General features: G+C 67.8%; 15 protein-coding genes. 9 read left to right on the forward strand and 6 right to left on the reverse strand.

Annotated elements, in window-relative coordinates:
* Positions 1-27 precede the first annotated feature (27 nt).
* The 7 genes from U9J41_RS09150 (at position 28) to U9J41_RS09180 (ending at position 10079) form a co-directional block, all read left to right on the forward strand.
* Positions 28-1869, forward strand: coding sequence for an ABC transporter transmembrane domain-containing protein (locus U9J41_RS09150; protein WP_322401882.1), 1842 nt, complete (start codon positions 28-30; stop codon positions 1867-1869).
* A 156-nt stretch (positions 1870-2025) separates the two neighbouring features.
* Positions 2026-4038, forward strand: a complete 2013-nt coding sequence (locus tag U9J41_RS09155) for a methyl-accepting chemotaxis protein (protein ID WP_322401883.1) — start codon at positions 2026-2028, stop codon at positions 4036-4038.
* Positions 4039-4173: 135 nt separating this feature from the next.
* On the forward strand, positions 4174-5265 hold the full coding sequence (locus U9J41_RS09160; protein WP_322401884.1) for a threonine aldolase family protein: 1092 nt from the start codon (positions 4174-4176) through the stop codon (positions 5263-5265).
* 74 nt (positions 5266-5339) lie between these two features.
* On the forward strand, positions 5340-6134 hold the full coding sequence (thyA, locus tag U9J41_RS09165) for a thymidylate synthase (RefSeq protein WP_322401885.1): 795 nt from the start codon (positions 5340-5342) through the stop codon (positions 6132-6134).
* A 9-nt stretch (positions 6135-6143) separates the two neighbouring features.
* Entirely contained in the window at positions 6144-6632 is a 489-nt protein-coding gene (locus U9J41_RS09170; RefSeq protein WP_322401886.1) for a dihydrofolate reductase, read from the forward strand.
* Between the two features lie 309 nt (positions 6633-6941).
* Complete coding sequence (locus tag U9J41_RS09175; RefSeq protein WP_322401887.1) at positions 6942-9197, forward strand: arginine/lysine/ornithine decarboxylase; 2256 nt, start codon at positions 6942-6944, stop codon at positions 9195-9197.
* Positions 9198-9338: 141 nt separating this feature from the next.
* Positions 9339-10079 (forward strand): hypothetical protein, encoded by a 741-nt coding sequence (locus U9J41_RS09180; protein WP_322401888.1) that lies wholly within the window; start codon positions 9339-9341, stop codon positions 10077-10079.
* A gap of 28 nt (positions 10080-10107) precedes the next feature.
* On the opposite strand, the gene dcd is transcribed toward U9J41_RS09180, so the two are convergent.
* The 3 genes from dcd to U9J41_RS09195 all read right to left on the reverse strand — a co-directional run bounded on the left by dcd (position 10108) and on the right by U9J41_RS09195 (position 12277).
* Positions 10108-10674, reverse strand: coding sequence for a dCTP deaminase (gene dcd, locus U9J41_RS09185; RefSeq protein WP_322401889.1), 567 nt, complete (start codon positions 10672-10674; stop codon positions 10108-10110).
* Between the two features lie 66 nt (positions 10675-10740).
* Positions 10741-11574 (reverse strand): alpha/beta fold hydrolase, encoded by an 834-nt coding sequence (locus tag U9J41_RS09190; protein ID WP_322401890.1) that lies wholly within the window; start codon positions 11572-11574, stop codon positions 10741-10743.
* Between the two features lie 133 nt (positions 11575-11707).
* Positions 11708-12277, reverse strand: a complete 570-nt coding sequence (locus U9J41_RS09195; RefSeq protein WP_322401891.1) for a Spy/CpxP family protein refolding chaperone — start codon at positions 12275-12277, stop codon at positions 11708-11710.
* 134 nt (positions 12278-12411) lie between these two features.
* On the opposite strand from U9J41_RS09195, the gene U9J41_RS09200 reads away from it, so the two are divergent.
* Positions 12412-13098 carry a response regulator transcription factor gene (locus U9J41_RS09200; protein WP_322401892.1) on the forward strand — a complete coding sequence of 229 codons (687 nt, stop codon included), beginning with the start codon at positions 12412-12414 and terminating at the stop codon, positions 13096-13098.
* 2 nt (positions 13099-13100) lie between these two features.
* Complete coding sequence (locus U9J41_RS09205) at positions 13101-14708, forward strand: sensor histidine kinase (protein WP_322401893.1); 1608 nt, start codon at positions 13101-13103, stop codon at positions 14706-14708.
* A 52-nt stretch (positions 14709-14760) separates the two neighbouring features.
* Here U9J41_RS09205 and U9J41_RS09210 read toward each other — a convergent pair whose 3' ends face one another.
* The 3 genes from U9J41_RS09210 to U9J41_RS09215 are packed head-to-tail and all read right to left on the reverse strand — an operon-like array spanning position 14761 to position 19095.
* Positions 14761-17163, reverse strand: coding sequence for a DNA internalization-related competence protein ComEC/Rec2 (locus tag U9J41_RS09210; protein WP_322401894.1), 2403 nt, complete (start codon positions 17161-17163; stop codon positions 14761-14763).
* Positions 17164-17207: 44 nt separating this feature from the next.
* Positions 17208-17453, reverse strand: coding sequence for a T6SS immunity protein Tli4 family protein (locus U9J41_RS29325; protein WP_425260217.1), 246 nt, complete (start codon positions 17451-17453; stop codon positions 17208-17210).
* 34 nt (positions 17454-17487) lie between these two features.
* On the reverse strand, positions 17488-19095 hold the full coding sequence (locus tag U9J41_RS09215) for a T6SS immunity protein Tli4 family protein (RefSeq protein WP_322401895.1): 1608 nt from the start codon (positions 19093-19095) through the stop codon (positions 17488-17490).
* Positions 19096-19097 lie beyond the last annotated feature (2 nt).

Raw genomic sequence — 19097 nt, forward strand, 5'->3', positions numbered from 1 at the left:
GCAACACCACGAACAAAGAATAACGACATGAGCAACGGTTCCACCACCGACACCCGACCCACGCCAGCCGGCCCGGCCCCGTCCCCCGCGACGCGCAAGGGCGCCCTCGCCGCCCTGAAAGGCCTGCTGCCCTTCCTGCGGCCGTACCGCCGCCAGTTCCTGTTCGCGGGCATCGCCCTGCTCGTCGCGGCCAGCGCCACGCTCGCGATCCCGTATGCGTTCAAGCAGATGATCGACCACGGCTTCGGCGCGAAGGGTGGCGCCGCGAGCGCCGCCAGCGTCAACACCACGTTCCTTGCGCTGTTCGGCGTGGCCGCGGTGCTCGCGGTCGCGACGGCGGCCAGGTTCTACATGGTGTCGTGGCTGGGCGAGCGCGTGACGACCGACATCCGCAGCGCCGTCTACCGCCACGTCGTCGAGCAAAGCCCGGCATTCTTCGAGACCACGCGCAGCGGCGAGGTGCTGTCGCGCCTGACCACGGACACGACCCTCATCCAGAGTGTCGTCGGCACCAGCATCTCGCTCGCGCTGCGCAACACGCTGCTGTTCGTGGGCGGCCTCGCGATGCTGTTCGTGACGAGCGCGAGGCTGACGTCGATCATCCTCGGCCTGCTGGTGCTGGTCGTCGTGCCGATCGTGCTGTACGGCCGGCGCGTGCGCAAGCTGTCGCGCGATTCGCAGGACCGCATCGCGGACGCGTCGGCGATGGCCGGCGAGATCCTCAACGCCATGCCGACCGTGCAGGCGTTCACCCACGAAAAGATCGAGGCCCGGCGCTTCGGCGCGTCCGTCGAGGACGCGTTCGCGACGGCGATGCGGCGCATCCGCGCCCGCGCCATCCTCACGATGCTCGCGATCGCGCTCATATTCGGCGCCATCGTGTTCGTGCTGTGGCTGGGCGCGCACGCCGTACTGGAAGGCAGCATGACGGGCGGCGACCTCGGCCAGTTCATCCTGTACGCGTCGATCGTCTCCGGCGCGATCGGCGCGCTGTCCGAAGTGATGGGCGAGGCCCAGCGCGCGGCCGGCGCCACCGAACGCCTGCTGGAACTGCTGGCCGTGCAGTCAAGCATCCGCAACCCGGCGCACCCGACGCCGCTGCCCGCGCGCACGGCGGGCGGCGCCTCGCTGAACCTAGCGAACGTGCAGTTCTCCTACCCGTCGCGCCCCGACACGGCCGCGCTGGACCACGTCGGCCTCGACGTGAAGCCCGGCGAAACGGTGGCCGTGGTCGGCCCGTCCGGCGCCGGCAAGACGACGCTGTTCCAGCTGCTGCTGCGCTTCTACGACCCGCAGTCGGGCACGATCCGCCTCGACGGCGTCGACATCCGCGACCTCGATTTGCACGTGCTGCGCGAGGCCATCGGCATCGTCCCGCAGGACACGGTGATCTTCTCGGCCAACGCGCTGGAAAACATCCGCTACGGCCGTGCCGACGCGACGGACGCCGAAGTCGTCGCCGCGGCGAAGCTGGCGGCCGCGCACGAATTCATCGAGCGCCTGCCGCAAGGCTATGAATCGTACCTGGGCGAACGCGGCGTGCGGCTGTCCGGCGGCCAGCGCCAGCGCATCGCGATCGCGCGCGCCCTGCTGAAGAACCCGCCGCTGCTGCTGCTGGACGAAGCGACCAGCGCCCTCGACGCGGAATCGGAACGCCTCGTGCAGCGCGCGCTCGAAGCGGCCATGGTGGGCCGCACGACGCTGATCATCGCGCACCGCCTGGCCACCGTGCAGCGCGCGGACCGCATCATCGTGATGGAGGACGGCCGCATCGTCGAGACGGGGACGCACGCGTCGCTCGTGGCGCTCGGCGGCATTTACGCGAACCTGGCGGCTTTGCAGTTTCACAACGTGCACGTCGAGCATTGAGTTGACGGCGCGACAAGCCTGGAGGTGGTTTCGCGGCGAATCGTGCCATTCCGGCAAAATTTTGTTGCATGAACACATCGGAAAAGCGACACACTTTTGTTGCCGCAGGGATAGTTGGCGTACGATAGCGCAACGCCACAGCTTCCCAAACTTCCCATGAACACCAAATCGTTCAGCGTCGCCAACTTGACCGTCGGCTCCAAGATCACGGCCTTTACGTTCGCGCTCGTCGGCGTCATCCTCGCCGGCCTCGTCTTCACCATCACCTGGACGACGTCCTCGATGCTGCATGCGCGCGCCATCGCCAACGTCGAGTCCGAGCTGCAGAGCGTCGTGAACGCCGTCGAGATGTTCGACAACGTCATGAAGAGCCAGGCCGTCGGCTACGGCCGTATCTTCGCATCGCAGTTCGCCGGCGAATTCACGCGCGACGACAGCAAGATGGTCGCGGTCGGCGACAAGCAGGTGCCGACGCTGAGCATCGCGGGCAAGCCGCTGAACCTCGACTTCACGCTGCCCGACGCCTTCACCCGCCAGACCGGCGGCAACGCCTCGGTCTTCGTCGTCAGCGGCGACGACTACGTGCGCGTCACCACGTCCGTGAAAAAGGAAAACGGCGACCGCGCCGTCGGCACGATCCTCGACCACGCGAGCCCCGCGTATGCCGCCATCCGTGCCGGCAAGGCCTACGTCGGCCTGGTCAAGCTGTTCGGCAAGCCGTTCATCACCGACTATGAGCCGATCCACGACGCCTCCGGCAAGGTGATCGGCATCCTGTACATCGGCCTGGACGTCGAGGCCAACATCAACGCGCTGCGCGACCGCATCAAGAAGATGAAGGTCGGCGACACCGGTTATTACTTCGTGCTGGACGCCACGCCCGGCAAGACCTACGGCGACCTGATCGTCCACCCCGTCAAGGAAGGCAAGAACATCCTGGGCAGCCGCGACGCCAGCGGCCGCGAATTCATCAAGGAGATGCTCGACACCCAGCACGGCCTGATGACCTATCCGTGGCAGAACGCGGAGGCCGGCGAAACGGCGCCGCGCACGAAGGTGGCCGCGTACACGCTGTTCAAGGACTGGAACTGGCTGATCGCCGGCGGCACGTACGAGGACGAGATCACGAAGGAAGCGGCACGCCTGCGCAACCGCTACATCGTGATCGGCCTCGCCGCGCTCGCGATCTTCGCCGCCATCCTGCACGTCGTGATGACGCGCACCGTCACCCGGCCGCTCGTGCGGGCGCGCGACGCCGCCGTGCGCATCGCCGAGGGCGACCTGAGCGTGCGCATGGACGTCGACCGCAAGGACGAGATCGGCCTGCTGGCCGAAGCGATGAACAATATCAGCAGCAGCCTGTCGGCGGTCGTGGGCAAGGTGCGCAGCGGCGCCGAGCAGATCGCGGGCGCGTCCGGAGAAATCTCGACCGGCAACCTGGACCTGTGCGCGCGCACCGAGCAACAGGCCGCCAACCTGGCCTCGACCGCGAACTCGATGCAGGACCTGACGGCAACCGTGCGCCGCAACGCGGGCGACACCCACGAAGCGAACCAGCTGGCCGTGAACACCTCGATGGTCGCGCAGGAAGGCGGCCGCATGGTGCACCAGGTGATCGACACGATGAACACGATCAAGGCGTCGTCCGGCAAGATCGGCGACATCATCGGCGTCATCGACGGCATCGCGTTCCAGACCAATATCCTCGCGCTCAACGCGGCCGTCGAGGCGGCCCGCGCCGGCGAGCAGGGCCGCGGCTTCGCCGTCGTGGCGACCGAGGTGCGCAACCTCGCCCAGCGCAGCGCCGCGGCGGCGAAGGAGATCAAGGGCCTGATCGTCGCGTCGACGGCGGAAGTCGACGCCGGCAGCCGCATCGTGCAGGAAGCGGGCGTCACGATGACCGAGGTCCTGGCCAGCGCCGAGAAGGTCACCGCCATCATGGCGCGCATCAGCACGGCGAACGCGGAACAAAGCACCGGCATCGAGCACATCAACCGCTCGATCGGCGAGATGGACCAGGTCACCCAGCAGAACGCGGCCCTCGTCGAGGAAGCCAGCGCCGCCGCCCAGGCCATGCAGGAACAGGCCGACCAGCTGGCGCGCGCCGTGCGCCTGTTCAAGCTGGACCAGCAGCCGGCCACGGCCCGCCCCGCGCTCGCGCAGTACTGATCGGACCGTGCCGTAGGGCGGGCACCCCGTGCCCGCGACGCGTGCGTCGCCGCCGGGCCAAGCGCCGGCCGCGCCCTTCCGCGCCGGCCCGCCTGGGTGTAGAGTAGCGCGGGCCGCCCATCCCAGGAGTCCCGATTGACCGATACCGAACTGCTCGCCCGCTGCACCACCGTTTTCCCCGGCCACCGCGCCCGCACCCCGGCCGAGATGTTCGCCGCCATGGCCGCCTGGTGCGAAGCCAACGGCATCGCCCACGACACGTATGGCGACGGCGCCCTGATCCAGGGCTTCGAGCGGCGCGTGGCCGAGCTGCTCGGCTTCGAGGCCGCCGTGTTCTGCATCAGCGGCACGCTGGCCCAGGTGACCACCCTGCGCCTCGCCGCCGACGCCCGCGGCCGCGCCCCGGTGGCACTGCATCCGACCGCGCACATCTTCGTCCACGAGCGTTCCAACTACCAGCTTCTCGGGCATTTCGACGCGCTGCGCGTCGGCGACCCGCACCGGCCATGGGCCGCGGCGGACATCGTCAACCTGCCCGACCGGCTGTCCGCCGTCGCGCTGGAGATTCCCATGCGCGAGATCGGCGGCCAGCTCTCGGACTGGGACGACCTGCAGGCCATCAAGGCGCACTGCCGCACGCACGGCATTCACCTGCACATGGACGGTGCGCGCCTGTGGGAAGCGGCGGCGGGCTACGGCCGCCCGGTGGCCGAGATCGCGGCCGGCTTCGACACCGTCTATACATCGCTGTACAAGGGCATCGGCGGCCTCGGCGGCGCCATGCTGGCCGGCAGCCGCGCCTTCGTGGCGCAGGCGGCCGAATGGTTCAAGCGCCAGGGCGGCAACGTCATCCACCGCTCTCCGTACGTGGTCGCGGCCGCGATGCAGTTCGAGCAGCGGCTGGCGGCCATGCCCGCTTACTTCGAGCGGACCGGCTTCCTGTACGACGTGCTGCGCGACCACCCGGTGCTGCGCGTGAATCCGGCCCGGCCGCAGGCCAATATGCTGCACGTGCATCTGCCCGTGAGCCGCGATCGCGCGCTGGAGATCCGCCGCGACCTGGCGCGCGACCACGGCATCTGGACGTTCAACCGCGTGAACCACGGCGCGCTGCCGGACACCTCGTTCTTCGAGGTGTATGTGGGCGACAACCTCCTGGACACGCCGGACGGCCGCGTGCGCGAAGCCGTCGCGCTGCTGGCGGCCGCGGTGGACCGCGGCGTGTAAGCATCGTCATGCGGCGCGCCGCCGCGATCGGTTAAAATGCGCGGGTTTTCAATCTTTCATTGCGAGCCACACCGATGCGTCAATACCTCGACCTGATGCGCCATGTGCTGGACCATGGCACGGTCAAAACCGACCGCACCGGCACCGGCACCCGCTCCGTGTTCGGCCACCAGATGCGCTTCGACCTGCGGGACGGATTCCCGCTGGTGACCACGAAGAAGCTGCACCTGAAGTCGATCATCCATGAACTGATCTGGTTCCTGGCCGGCTCCACCAACATCGCCTACCTCAAGGACAACGGCGTGTCGATCTGGGACGAATGGGCGGACGCGAACGGCGAGCTCGGTCCCATCTACGGCTACCAGTGGCGCAGCTGGCCGGCGCCGGCGGGCGGCCACATCGACCAGATCAGCCAGGTGCTGGACCAGATCAGGCATAATCCGGACTCGCGCCGCATGATCGTCTCCGCGTGGAACGTGGCCGACATCCCGCAGATGAAGCTGCCGCCGTGCCACGCGCTGTTCCAGTTCTACGTCGCGGACGGGAAGCTCTCGTGCCAGCTGTACCAGCGCAGCGCCGACATCTTCCTCGGCGTCCCGTTCAACATCGCGTCGTACGCGCTGCTCACGCACATGATGGCCCAGCAGGCGGGCCTGGACGTCGGCGATTTCGTCTGGACCGGCGGCGACTGCCACCTGTACTCGAACCACATGGAGCAGGTCGAACTGCAATTGTCGCGCGCCGAACGCCCGCTGCCCAAGCTCGTCATCAAGCGCAAGCCCGCGTCCCTGTTCGACTACACCTTCGACGACTTCGAGATCGTCGGCTACGATCCGCACCCCGCCATCAAGGCGCCCGTCGCCGTCTGAGGAGGTTTCATGGCCAACCACCTGTCCATCGTCGTCGCCATGGATGCCAACCGCGGCATCGGCATCGACAGCAAGCTGCCGTGGCACCTGCCCGAGGACCTCGCGCACTTCAAGCGCGTGACCCTCGGCCATCCGATCATCATGGGGCGCAAGACGTTCGAATCGATCGGCCGGCCGCTGCCGGGACGGCGCAACATCGTCGTCACGCGCAACCGCGACTGGCGCCACGACGGCGTGGAGACGGCGGGTTCGCTCGAGGAAGCGGTCGCCCTCGCCGGCGACGGGTCCGCCAGCATCATCGGCGGCGCCCAGATCTTCGCGGAGGCGATGCGCGTCGCCGACCGGCTGATCGTCACGCACATCGACAAGGTCTACCGCTGCGACACGTTCTTCCCCGAGATCGACGGCGGCGCGTGGACGGCCGTGTCGAACGAGCCCCTGCATTCACCGACGGCCGACGTCGATTACGCCATCGTCACCTACGACAAGGTCGAGTAATACCATGACACGCGCCGCACAGCCACCGGCAGTGGGCGCCGTTCACCCCGGCAGCGCCGCATTGGCATCGCGCGTGGGCTCGGGGAACCCCACCCTACCGGGGTCCCGGCGCTTCGGCATCGGCCGCCGTCGTCGCCGTTAAACAAGAGTGCGCCACGATCGCGCCCGTGTAGATAACCTATTAAAAATTTTTGCACGGGACCACGCAATTTCTGCGAAAATCCGCTTCTTCATTTTTCCGGTGCCGTGCCCGGCCGCCTTCCACTTCCGGATGGGCGGCGCGCACGGCGCTTCGCTTTGGAGCTGTCCATGAAATTTCGTTTCCCAATCGTCATCATTGACGAGGATTTCCGTTCCGAGAACACGTCCGGTCTCGGCATTCGCGCACTGGCCGCGGCGATGGAAAAAGAAGGCATGGAAGTGCTGGGCCTGACCAGCTATGGCGACCTGTCGCAGTTCGCCCAGCAGCAGTCGCGCGCCTCGGCCTTCGTGCTGTCGATCGACGACGAGGAATTCGGCGGCGGCACCATCGAGGAAACCAACTTCGCGCTCAGCGGCCTGCGCGCCTTCGTGCAGGAGATCCGCCACAAGAACTCGGACATCCCGATCTACATCTACGGCGAGACCCGCACCAGCCGCCACATCCCGAACGACATCCTGAAGGAGCTGCACGGCTTCATCCACATGTTCGAGGACACGCCGGAATTCGTCGCGCGCCACATCATCCGCGAAGCGAAGGCCTACCTGGACAGCCTGGCGCCGCCGTTCTTCCGCGCGTTGGTCCACTACGCGAACGACGGCTCGTACTCGTGGCACTGCCCTGGCCACTCGGGCGGCGTCGCGTTCCTCAAGTCGCCGATCGGCCAGATGTTCCACCAGTTCTTCGGCGAGAACATGCTGCGCGCCGACGTCTGCAACGCCGTCGAGGAACTGGGCCAGCTGCTCGACCACACCGGTCCCGTCGCCAAGTCGGAGCGCAACGCCGCGCGCATCTACAACGCCGACCACTGCTACTTCGTCACCAACGGCACGTCGACGTCGAACAAGATGGTGTGGCACTCGACCGTGGCGCCGGGCGACATCGTCGTCGTCGACCGCAACTGCCACAAGTCGATCCTGCACTCGATCATCATGTGCGGCGCGATCCCCGTGTTCCTGATGCCGACCCGGAACAACCTCGGCATCATCGGTCCGATCCCCCTGGCGGAGTTCTCGCCGGAGTCGATCCGCAGGAAGATCGAAGCGAATCCGTTCGCACGCGAGGCCAAGAACAAGAAGCCGCGCATCATGACGATCACGCAGTCGACCTACGACGGCGTCGTCTACAACGTGGAGACGCTGCGCGAACTGCTGGACGGCGAGATCGACACGCTGCACTTCGACGAAGCCTGGCTGCCGCACGCCACGTTCCACGACTTCTACCGCAACATGCACGCGATCGGCCGCGACCGCCCGCGCGCGAAGCAGTCGATGATCTTCTCGACGCAGTCCACGCACAAGCTGCTGGCCGGCCTGTCGCAGGCGTCGCAGGTGCTCGTGCGCGAATCCGAGACCGTCGCGCTCGACCAGGACGCGTTCAACGAAGCCTACCTGATGCACACGTCGACGTCGCCGCAGTACTCGATCATCGCGTCGTGCGACGTCGCCGCCGCGATGATGGAAGCGCCTGGGGGCACGGCGCTCGTCGAGGAATCGATCTTCGAAGCGCTCGACTTCCGCCGCGCGATGCAGAAGGTCGACCAGGACTACGGCGACGACTGGTGGTTCAAGGTCTGGGGTCCGCAGGACTTCAGCGCCGAAGGCATCGGCACGCAGGCCGACTGGATGATCCACGCCGACGACGACTGGCACGGCTTCGGCAACCTGGCCGAAGGCTTCAACATGCTGGACCCGATCAAGGCCACGGTCGTCACGCCCGGCCTGTCGCTGGACGGCTCGTTCGGCGCCTCCGGCATCCCGGCGTCGATCGTCACGAAATACCTCGCCGAGCACGGCGTGATCATCGAGAAGTGCGGCCTGTATTCGTTCTTCATCATGTTCACGATCGGCATCACGAAAGGCCGCTGGAACACGCTCCTCACCGCCCTGCAGCAGTTCAAGGACGACTACGACCGCAACCAGCCAATGTGGCGCATCATGCCGGAATTCACGGCCGCGAACCCGCGCTACGAATCGTGGGGCCTGCGCGACCTGTGCCAGCAGATCCACGACTTCTACAAGTCGCGCGACGTCGCCCGCCTGACGACCGAGATGTACCTGTCGGACATGATCCCGGCGATGAAGCCGTCGGACGCGTTTGCGAAGATGGCGCACCGCGAGATCGAGCGCGTGGCCATCGAGGACCTGGAAGGCCGCATCACGGCGATCCTGCTGACGCCTTATCCGCCGGGCATTCCCCTGCTGATTCCGGGCGAGCGTTTCAACAAGACCATCGTCGATTACCTGCGCTTCGCGCGCGATTTCAACGAGCGCTTCCCGGGCTTCGAGACCGACGTGCACGGCCTCGTCAAGCGCGAGATCGACGGCAAGCTGGGGTACTTCGTGGATTGCGTCCAGCAGGACTGACGCCAGCCCCGCAGGTCATGAGCCCGGAGCGATCCGGGCTTTTTTTATGCGCTTGCCCAGCGCTAAGGTGCGCGGCGCCGGCCCGGTCCCGTGGATAATGACCGGCACTGCGTCCCCCTCGGACGCGAAGCGAGGTCCGTCATGCATCTGCCACTCCCGCGCGCCGCCGTCCTGACGCTGTCCCTGCTCTGCTGCGCGCCCGTGTTTGCCCAGTCCGGCGCCGTCGTCGACTTGACCGACCTGCGCCTCAGCATGGTCTCCACGATCGACGGCAGTACGCTGCCCGTCGCCTGGCGGAACGCCACGTGGAGTCTCAGCGACGCGGTCCGCGCCGGCGCCCGCGTCGACGCCCACCACGACAGCGAACCCGATGCCGACTACGGGTCGCGCCTGCCCACGCACGTGACGTCGCTGCTCGACAGCGGCGCCGCGACGGTCCGCATCGCGGGCCTCTTCGACGACATCCACGCGGCCGCAACGTTCGGGCACGCCGAATACGACGAGCACACGGCCGAGGCCACCGCGACGACCACCGCATTCGTCGACGTGCCGGGCCATGCGCGCCTGACCCTGAGCGGCCATCTGCGCGTCGACAGCACCGGCGATCCCGATGGCGATTTCGCCCGGTTCTCCACGCTGTTCGCGTTCCAGGGCCTCGTGACGGACAGTCTCGTGCTCGACCGCGTGAACGGCTACGACCACGATTTCGCCATCGTCGCCGACAACCCGTACGACGGCAACATCGGCTTTTACCAGATCACGACGCTCAGCGCCTTCGGGCTTGCGCCCGCGTCGCCGGTGTCCGAGCCACCGGCCGCGGCGATGCTGGCGGCCGGCGTGCTGCTCGCGGGTTGGCGCTGGGGACGGCGGCGCCGGACGTAAAAAAAGGGGCCGCGGCCCCTTGTTCCAATCAGGCCTTGGGCAACGTCACCCCATGCTGCCCCTGGTACTTGCCGCCGCGGTCCTTGTACGACGTCTCGCACACCTCGTCGCTCTCGAAGAACAGCACCTGCGCGCAGCCTTCGCCCGCGTAGATCTTGGCCGGCAGCGGCGTCGTGTTCGAGAACTCGAGCGTCACATAGCCTTCCCATTCCGGCTCGAATGGCGTCACGTTGACGATGATGCCGCAGCGGGCATAGGTCGACTTGCCCAGGCAGACGGTCAGCACGTTGCGCGGGATCTTGAAATATTCGATCGTGCGGGCCAGCGCGAACGAGTTCGGCGGGATAATGCACACGTCGCTCTTCACGTCGACGAAGGAATTCGAATCGAAGTTCTTCGGGTCGACGATGGTGCTGTTGATGTTCGTGAACACCTTGAATTCATCGGCGCAGCGGATATCGTAGCCGTATGAGGACGTGCCCCACGAAATGATCTTGCGGCCGTCCGTCTCGCGCACCTGTTTCGGCGAGAACGGTTCGATCATGCCGTGTTCGTCCGCCATCCGGCGTATCCATTTGTCGCTCTTGATACTCATCGCTGGGCTTCTTTTCTAAAAAGATTGGGATAACAATCCCGCAATTCTACGCGAAAGCGTAGCAGCCTAGGCGAAAAGCGCCGCCGGGCGACCGGCTTTTTCCTCCGCCTGCGACAACAGCCGCGCGATCATCTCGCGCGTCAGCTGCGCCGTCTGCTGCGGCCTTTCCATCGGATACAGGTGCGTGCCCTCGATGGTCACGAAATTGTCGCCGACGAGCCGGCGCGTGGCGTCCAGGCCGGCCTGGCGCAGCTCGGCGGAATCGGTGCCCGCGATGAAGCCGACCGGCACGGGAAACGGCCCGCGCAGCGCACGGTCCATATCGTGCGGCAGCGTGCTGTAGATCGCCGCCTCGACGTCGCGGTCGAAGCGCAGCTGGACGCCGTCCGGATGCGGCCTCAAGCCGTGGTCCAGATAATCGTCCAGCGCGCCCGGCGCCCAGGCCTGGAAGATCGGCTTCGCGATGAAATGTTCGTAGGCGGCCGCGCGCGACGGCCACACGTTGCGCCGGCGCCGCGCGATCCCGCCGGGCGACAGCCGTTCGCGCAGCCCCAGCGCCTTCACGAGGCGCCACACGCCCGCGCGCCAGCCCGCGACGACGGGCGAATCCAGCATCACGACGCAGCGCGCCAGGTCGGGACGCCGGTGCGCCGCCAGCATGCTCACCGCGCCGCCCAGCGAATGCCCGACGAGGATCGCGGGCCGGCCGTAGATCTCCAGTTGCGCGGTCAGTTCATCGATCAGCGTGTGCCAGTTGTCGCGCACCGGGTAACGGGGATCGTGGCCCAGCATGTCCGTCGTGCGGACGTCGAAATCGCGCCGCAGCTCGTCGAGCAGGCGGCCGTACGATCCCGCCGGATAGCTGTTCCCGTGGGTGAAATGGAGTAATGGCTGGGGCATCGGAAAGGGAATGACGCGGCTGCGTAGAGTCGGAACGAGGCCCATTGTAATGTCATTACCTTCCGGGGTTTAGAGGGAAACGCCTACATGCGGCGCGGTCGCGCCGCATGCGGCGACGGCCTCGGCGACCGGCTCAGCGGCGGTCCGGCGGGCCGTCCGCGCGCGCGCCCGCGTCGCGTCCGCGCATGCGGCGCTGGCGCATCTGCTCGTGCTGCTCGGGCGTCAGCACGGCCAGCACCTGCGCCTCCGTGCGGGCCCGCAGCAGCGCGTCGGCGGCGACGGCCTGGCCCAGGTCGCGCGCCAGCGCACTGGCCTTCGCGTCGTCGAACCTGTCGGCGCGGCCCAGGTCGCGCAAGGCCTCGTGCGCCTTGCGGATCGCCTTGTCGTACTCGCGGCGCTCCGGTGCCTGGGCGTGCATGATGGCGAACAGCTTGTCCTGCTGCGCCTCGCTGAGCTTCAGGCCGTGCAGCGGCGGCATGCGGTCGAAGGGCATGTCCGGACCCGGCGCGCCGGGTCCGTGGCCGCCGAAACCGAATCCTTCCGGGCCGCGCTCGTGACCGCGTCCATGATCATTCTCGGGACCCGGCTGCCCAACGGCCGGCGGCGCATCGGCCGCGCCGGCGGCGAAGGCCGGGACGGCGCAGGTGGTGGTGACGCAGGCGGCGAGCAGCGCGGCCGCCGCGGAAAGGCTTGTGAGTTTCATGTCTGTCATCCTTTTTGTTTGGAGACGCCATTGTCGGATTCCTCCGCGTTAAAAGGTGTTATCACCATGTAAAACGAGGTAAAGAGAATCCGGCCGCCGTGGCCGGCGCGGCCGCCCTGCGCTAAGATGCGAGCATGAACCAAGTCCTACTCATCGACGACGACACCGAACTCGTTGGCATGTTCTCCGAATACCTGGAGCAGGAAGGCTTTCGCGTCGCCTGCGCCCACGACGGCGAGACCGGCGCGCGCGAAGCGTTGTCCGGCCAGTACGCGATCGCCATCCTCGACGTGATGATGCCTCGCATGAACGGCATCGAGACGCTGCGCCGCATCCGCGCCGCCAGCCGCATGCCGATCCTGATGCTGACCGGCCGCGGCGACGACGCCGACCGCATCCTCGGCCTCGAACTGGGCGCCGACGACTACGTCACGAAACCCTGCACGCCGCGCGAACTCACGGCACGCGTGCGCGCCATCCTGCGCCGCACGCAAAGCTCGCCGAACGACGGCCCCGGCATCACGCTCACCGTCGGCAAGCTGACCATGCTGCCGGAACAGCGCCGCGCGATGTGGGAAGGCCGGCCGCTGGACCTGACCAGCACCGAATTCAACCTGCTCGAAGTCCTGGCCCGCAACGCCGGCCGCCCCGTCAGCAAGAGCGACCTGTCCGAGCAGGGCCTGGGCCGGCCGCTGGCCCGCTTCGACCGCAACATCGACGTCCACCTGTCCAGCCTGCGCCATAAGCTCGGCACGCTGGCCGACGGCCGTTCCTGCCTGCAGACCGTCTACCGTCTCGGCTACCAGCTGATCCGCGAGTAGCGATGGGCCGGTTGTTCTGGAAGTTCTTCCTGTCCATCCTGCTGGCCCAGGTGGCTGCCACGATCGGCATCGGCGGCACCCTGTGGCTGCGCGACCAGGCGCGCCAGCGCAACGGCGAACCGACGCTCGACGCGAGCCCGCCCGCGACGATCATGCTGGACGCGGCCGCGGCCACCCTCAAGCACGGCGGCATCGACGCCCTGCGCGACCTGGCCGCCGGCAGCCGGCGCATGCATCTGTACGTGCTCGACGAGCAGGGCCACGAACTGCTCGACCGTCCCGTGCCCGCCAAGCTGCGCGAGGAAGTCGAGCGCAACCTGAACGGCGACGGTCCCTCACACGCCGTCACGCACCTGACCGGCGCCGACGGCCGCCGCTACGTCGCCTTCGCCTCGCGCGCCTGGCACGTGCCGGGCATGGACGGCCCCTCACGGCCGGGATTCGGCGCCGAATCTGGCTTCGGTCCGCCCGGCGGGCCAGCTCCGGATGCCGCCCCGCGCGACGGCGCCCCGCGCGGCCCGGACGGCCCCGGCCCGCGCATGGACGGTGGCCCCGGTGGCGTCGGTGGCCCCGGTGGTGTCGGTGGCCCCGGTGGTCCCGGTGGCCCCGGTGGTCCGGACGGTCCCGGCCCGCGCATGGACGGCGGGCCTGGGGGTCCGGGCGGCGGCTGGTTCGGCCTGCCGCAGGAATTCGGCCGCCACGTGGGCCGCTGGCTGCCGATCGTCGCCGCCACGCTCGCCAGCCTGCTGTTCGCCGTGCTCCTCGCCTGGTATTTTTCGCGCCCGATCCGCGCCCTGCAACGCGCCTTCGACGCCGCCGCCGCCGGCGACCTCGCGCCGAGGTTCGCGCACGCCGGGCCGCGCCTGATCGGCGACGAGCTGGCGGAACTGGGCCACGACTTCGACCGCATGAGCGCGCAGTTGCGCGCGCTGATGGAGGGCCAGCGGCGCCTGCTGCACGACGTCTCGCACGAACTGCGTTCGCCGCTGGCGCGCCTGCAGGCAGCCATCGGCCTCGCGCACCAGCAGCCCGACCGCCTGCAGGCGTCGCTGGAACGCATCGAGCGGGAAAGCGTGCGCATGGACCGCCTCGTCGGCGAGCTGCTGACGCTGTCGCGCCTGGAAGCGTCGACGACGCTGCCTGCGACGGAACCCGTCGATCTCGTCGAGATGGTCGACCAGATCGCCGACGACGCCCGCTTCGAGGCCGGCGCGGTCGTCGAAGTCGACGCGCCGGAGCCGGTCACCGTGCACGCCGCGCCGGACCTGTTGTGGAGCGCCGTCGAAAACATCGTGCGCAACGCCGTCAAGCACGGGGCCGGCGGCCGGGTGGACGTGTGCGTGCATCCGGACGGCGACCTCGTTCACATCGAGGTGCTCGACCAGGGCCCGGGCATCGCGCCGGAACACCTGGGCGACGTGTTCGAACCCTTCTTCCGCTCGAACCCCACGCGCAACAACGTCGATGGCCACGGCCTCGGTCTCGCCATCGCCAAGCGGGTGGTCGAGACGCACGGCGGCCGGATCTCGGCCGCGAACCGCGCCGAAGGCGGTCTGCGGATGACCATCACGCTGCCGCGCCTGACCGGCACCGGGAGTCTATCCGACTGACTTGTGTCGCCGGGAGCAAGTTCGTCGCCCCCGCGAAGGCAGGGGCCCAAGGTCATTCACGGTCACCCACACCGTAGCGCATGTACCAGTAGCGCGCATGCTCGGCACGATAGCTGCGCCAGCCGACGTCCGTGCCGAAGTCGAACGTCAGCGCGCCCGCTTCGTCCGTGCGCAAGCGCGCGACGCCCAGCGTGCCGTAGCGCTCATAGACCTCCGGTTTTGGATGGTGATAGCGGTTACGGTATCCAACCTGGAAGATCGCGACCTCCGGCCGCACCGCCTGCAGGAACGCCAGCGTCGACGACGTGCCGCTGCCATGGTGCGGCGCCAGCAGCACGTCCGCGCGCAGGCGGTTGCGCGCGCGCCCGAGCAATGCCGCTTCCTGCGCTGCTTCGATGTCACCGGCCAGCAGCAACGTGCGGTGTCCATTGCTGATGCGCAGCGTGCAGCTGCGCGCATTGGTCTTCAGCCGCGCATCGGCGTAACTGGCCGCGGTCGGATGCAGCATGTCGAACGCGATGCCATCCCATTCCCAGTGCTGGCCGGCGACGCAGCGCACGTGCCGGCGCGCCGCGCGTACGATCGGATGCCCGTCCGGCAGCGATGATGCGAGCCAGCCGGCATCGACGCCTTCCAGCAGCGCCAGCGCGCCGCCCGTGTGGTCGGTGTCGCTGTGGCTGACGACGATGCCGTCGAGCGTCGCGATGCCGCGCATGCGCAGGTACGGCAGGATCACGCGGCTGCCGCCGTCCGCGCCGGGCGCGTAGGCGGGGCCGGTGTCGTACAGCAGGCGGTGCCCTGCCGTCTCGACCAGCAGCGCCATGCCCTGCCCGACGTCGAACGCCGTCACGCGGAACGTGCCGGCAGGCGGATGATCCGGAAGCTGCATCAACATCGGCAGCAGCGCCACGGCGCCGGCCCAGCGATGGGGCCATCCGCGCGGCATCAGCATCCACAACGTGCCGCCCAGCCCCAGCGCGAACACCCACGCCTGGGGCGCCGGCGCACGCCACACGGCGCCCGGCCAGCCGGCCATGTGGCGCAGCAGCCAGGCGAGCATCTCGACGACCCAGTGCGCGAGCAGGAGCAGCCAGTCGCCCGGCGGGCCGGGGGTCAGGCTGCCCGCCAGCGCGAGCGGCGTCACGACGAAGCTGACGACCGGGATCGCCACCGCGTTCGCGAGCGGGCTGACGACGGACACCTGGCCGAACAGCAGCAGCGTCAGGGGCACCAGGCCCGCCGTGACGGCCCATTGCGTGCGTCCGGCCAGCAGCAGCGCGCCGCGCGGACCGGCGGGCGGCGGCGCGATGCGGCCGTGTCCCGCGAACAGGATGACGGCCACGGCCCCGAACGACAGCCAGAACCCCGGCCACAACACGGCCCACGGATCGAGCAGCACGACTACCCCGAGCGCCGCGCACAACACGTGCGACACGGCCGCCAGGCGCCCCATCCACAACGCCAGCGCGACGACCGACAGCATGTACAGCGTGCGCTGCGCCGGCACGCCGAAGCCGGCCAGCAGCACGTACAGCAAGGCGACGATCGCCCCGGCCAGCGCCGCCGCCTTCTGCGCCGGCAGCAGCAACGGCAGCCGCGCGCCCGTGAAGAACGAGCGGCGCCACAAGGCCGACACGGCCCACGCGGCGAGACCCGCGATCATCGTGATGTGCAATCCGGAGATGGAAATGAGGTGGCCGATGCCCGTGCGGTTGAACACCTGCCAGTCGGCCTGGTCGATGCCGCGCTGGTCGCCGATCACCAGCGCCACGATGACGCCGGCGTAGGTGCGGCCCGCGAGGGCGTCCTGGATGCGCGCGCGCAGCGCCGCCCGCACGCGTTCGACCAGCACGCTCGGACTGGCCACGAAGGCGCTCAGTTGCGTGTTGTCGTCGCCGGCACGGACATAGCCAGTGGCGCGCACGCCCTGCTCCAGCAGCCACGCCTCGTAATCGAATCCGCCCGGATTGGCGTTCCCGTGGGGGTGCTGCAGGCGCACCGTCAATCGCCAGCGCTGGCCCGGCTGGACGTCGCCGACGGCCCGACCCGCGCCGTGCCGGCCGGCATACCACGACAACGCCACATGCGGCGGCACGCCCACGCCGGCATCGAGGCTGCGTTCGACGCGGAAGTCGAAGCGCACGCCCTGGTCGAAGCGGTAGGGCAGCGTCTCGACGATACCGACGATGTGCAGGTCGCGGCCTTCGTCGCGCGGGGCGAGCGATGGCGCGAGCGTCGTTTGGGCCAGCAGCGCGGCCCAGGTGAAGCCGGCCAGCAGGCCGGCGCTGGCGATGGTAGCGATTCGCGCGGCCGGGTGGCGGATCGCATACGCGCAGGCCAGAAGGAGCAGCGCGGCGGCGGCAGCGCAGGCGGCCATCTGCTTTGTCGACGGCAGCGTGGCGGCGGTTTGCAGGCAGCTTACGCCGATGACGAAGCCCAGGATGAAGCTGCGCATGGCGTAACGATCACAAGGGTGAAACCGTTATGGCGGGCGGTCGATCATGTGCGGTCGCGGCGGCCGGCGGCCGGTTTGTCGGACGGCGGATGATTTTCCAAAGGCTTGACTGGCCGGCGGCGGATGCTGGATGAGATACTGTCCCACGGGGCCAGAACGGCGCCTTCGTGTAGGCTGGTATCGATCGGTGTGCCGCCAGGGCATGAACCGATTCCTCCGTGTAGTGCAAGCGATAAGAAAGGCTGTTTTGGATCATCTGGAATGCCTTGCGTTTCCCATGATGTATCCACCCTTCAAAGAATGTACGAGCGCGCTGCAGCTGGCTCACGCCAGCGTCGACGGACCGACGGCAGGAGGCGCGGTGCCGTCCTGCGGCTCCTTTTGGGCATCCGCGAGAAGCGCAGCTTGACGCATCAGTTGCCACGTACTGCGACGTTGAATGGCCTCGGGACCGGTGGAGCGACCGAATACGCCTACCGGTACTTGAAAGGTCGCGGCCGGAAGCGTACTGCCGCGCGGGAACCAGCGCGTACCGTCGAGGGCGTGTGTCTCCTCGCAGCGCCACCAGCCGCTGGCCGGGCAGACTTCACCCGTCTTCACGCTGGTACCAAGGACGACCGCCGGACCTGCATTGGTCGGCGTATCCGCGGTGACGCTACCCGGTCCCGGCGGAGCAAGTGCCACTATAGTTGGTGTGCGCGGCCGCACACGCTTGTCGAGCAGTTTCCAGGTGGTCGGCCGGGAGGGCTCGATGCTCGGCTGGAGAGCACGCAACTTCTGCCATAAGGTCTGGCGCGGCAGCAGCAACGCCTGTGGCATCTTGTCGCCCTTGCGGATCCACTGGACCGCGCCGCCCTGCACGTCGACGCCTGGACCGCCTTCGCGGCACTTCCACCAGCCGGACTGCGGGCAAACTTCGCCGGCGGTTGCCAATGCACCTAGCTTCGGGCCTGGAGGTTCAGGCGGCGGATCGGCAGGCGGCGGCAAATCGGACTTGCGAAGGCGAATACTGGACGAGATACTGTCCCACAGAGTCAAAACGGCATCTTCATGGAGGCTGGAGTCGACGGGCTTGCCGCCGGGTCGCGGGTTGGTGCCAGTCTCCATGTTCAATAGCAGATAGGGCCGCAAGTGATCATCCTGGACTCCCGGTGCTTCCCACATAAAGCTGTACCCGGTAGTAAAGTTCAGTTCACGAACTCTCTCCAGCACTTCCTCGCCGTCGATCCCATTAATACTGCGCTTTCCCGATCGCAACTTTGTCACACGCAACATCTCGTCAGCAGTGGCTTCAGCGTCAGTTTCCGCAACGCGCTCAAGCAAACTCCGACCGGTTTGCCCACTGGGCGTGCTGGACAAAGCCAAACCCATGTCTGGATGGCCGGGCAGGCCGAGATGTAGAATCACGTGTTCGTTCTTGTGCTCGGGCAGAGGTTCGGCAAACACGCCCCGCCAAATACAGAAGCCCGGCACAGGCGGGATCTCTTCTTCGCCACGCATTTGCAACCGTGCCAGCAGGGCTTCCGCCTCTCTGACACCGGACTCCTGCTTGGACGTCGCCGACAACAAAAAACTTAATTCCCCCATATGTGCATGGACCTCGATCGATACCGACTCCATGTCGACCCGACGATCCCCGTTCATCATGTAACCGCGGCTACGTCCATAGACAAATGATCGCCCAACCAGGCCGGGAATACGCAAATCGCGTGCTTCGATCATGCCCCCCTCGCCGTTGTCATCCTGATCGGCACGACGTGCCGCAATGTCGGCCTCACGCGCGGCAACCCTCTGCCGGAACGCTGCCTGGCTCTCTTCGACAGTATCAATCGCGAATCCAGAGATCCTTTCGCCCGACAGGCTTACCTCAGCCTCGCCCGGTACATCGACCAGGTATCGTCCGACGCATACCGTTTTCATTTTTTCCGTCATTT

Origin of the sequence: Massilia luteola (genome assembly GCF_034420155.1) — a bacterium.
GTDB classification, from domain to species: domain Bacteria; phylum Pseudomonadota; class Gammaproteobacteria; order Burkholderiales; family Burkholderiaceae_D; genus Telluria; species Telluria luteola.

Bases quoted from the DNA above. Each gene is read 5' to 3' on its own strand.
- U9J41_RS09205 (WP_322401893.1), top strand. From the start codon at position 13,101: ATGGGCCGGTTGTTCTGGAAGTTCTTCCTGTCCATCCTGCTGGCCCAG.
- U9J41_RS09180 (WP_322401888.1), top strand. From the start codon at position 9,339: ATGCATCTGCCACTCCCGCGCGCCGCCGTCCTGACGCTGTCCCTGCTC.
- U9J41_RS09195 (WP_322401891.1), bottom strand. From the start codon at position 12,277: ATGAAACTCACAAGCCTTTCCGCGGCGGCCGCGCTGCTCGCCGCCTGC.
- U9J41_RS09155 (WP_322401883.1), top strand. From the start codon at position 2,026: ATGAACACCAAATCGTTCAGCGTCGCCAACTTGACCGTCGGCTCCAAG.
- U9J41_RS09150 (WP_322401882.1), top strand. From the start codon at position 28: ATGAGCAACGGTTCCACCACCGACACCCGACCCACGCCAGCCGGCCCG.
- U9J41_RS09200 (WP_322401892.1), top strand. From the start codon at position 12,412: ATGAACCAAGTCCTACTCATCGACGACGACACCGAACTCGTTGGCATG.
- U9J41_RS09170 (WP_322401886.1), top strand. From the start codon at position 6,144: ATGGCCAACCACCTGTCCATCGTCGTCGCCATGGATGCCAACCGCGGC.
- U9J41_RS09190 (WP_322401890.1), bottom strand. From the start codon at position 11,574: ATGCCCCAGCCATTACTCCATTTCACCCACGGGAACAGCTATCCGGCG.
- dcd (WP_322401889.1), bottom strand. From the start codon at position 10,674: ATGAGTATCAAGAGCGACAAATGGATACGCCGGATGGCGGACGAACAC.
- U9J41_RS09210 (WP_322401894.1), bottom strand. From the start codon at position 17,163: ATGCGCAGCTTCATCCTGGGCTTCGTCATCGGCGTAAGCTGCCTGCAA.
- U9J41_RS09175 (WP_322401887.1), top strand. From the start codon at position 6,942: ATGAAATTTCGTTTCCCAATCGTCATCATTGACGAGGATTTCCGTTCC.
- thyA (WP_322401885.1), top strand. From the start codon at position 5,340: ATGCGTCAATACCTCGACCTGATGCGCCATGTGCTGGACCATGGCACG.
- U9J41_RS09215 (WP_322401895.1), bottom strand. From the start codon at position 19,095: ATGACGGAAAAAATGAAAACGGTATGCGTCGGACGATACCTGGTCGAT.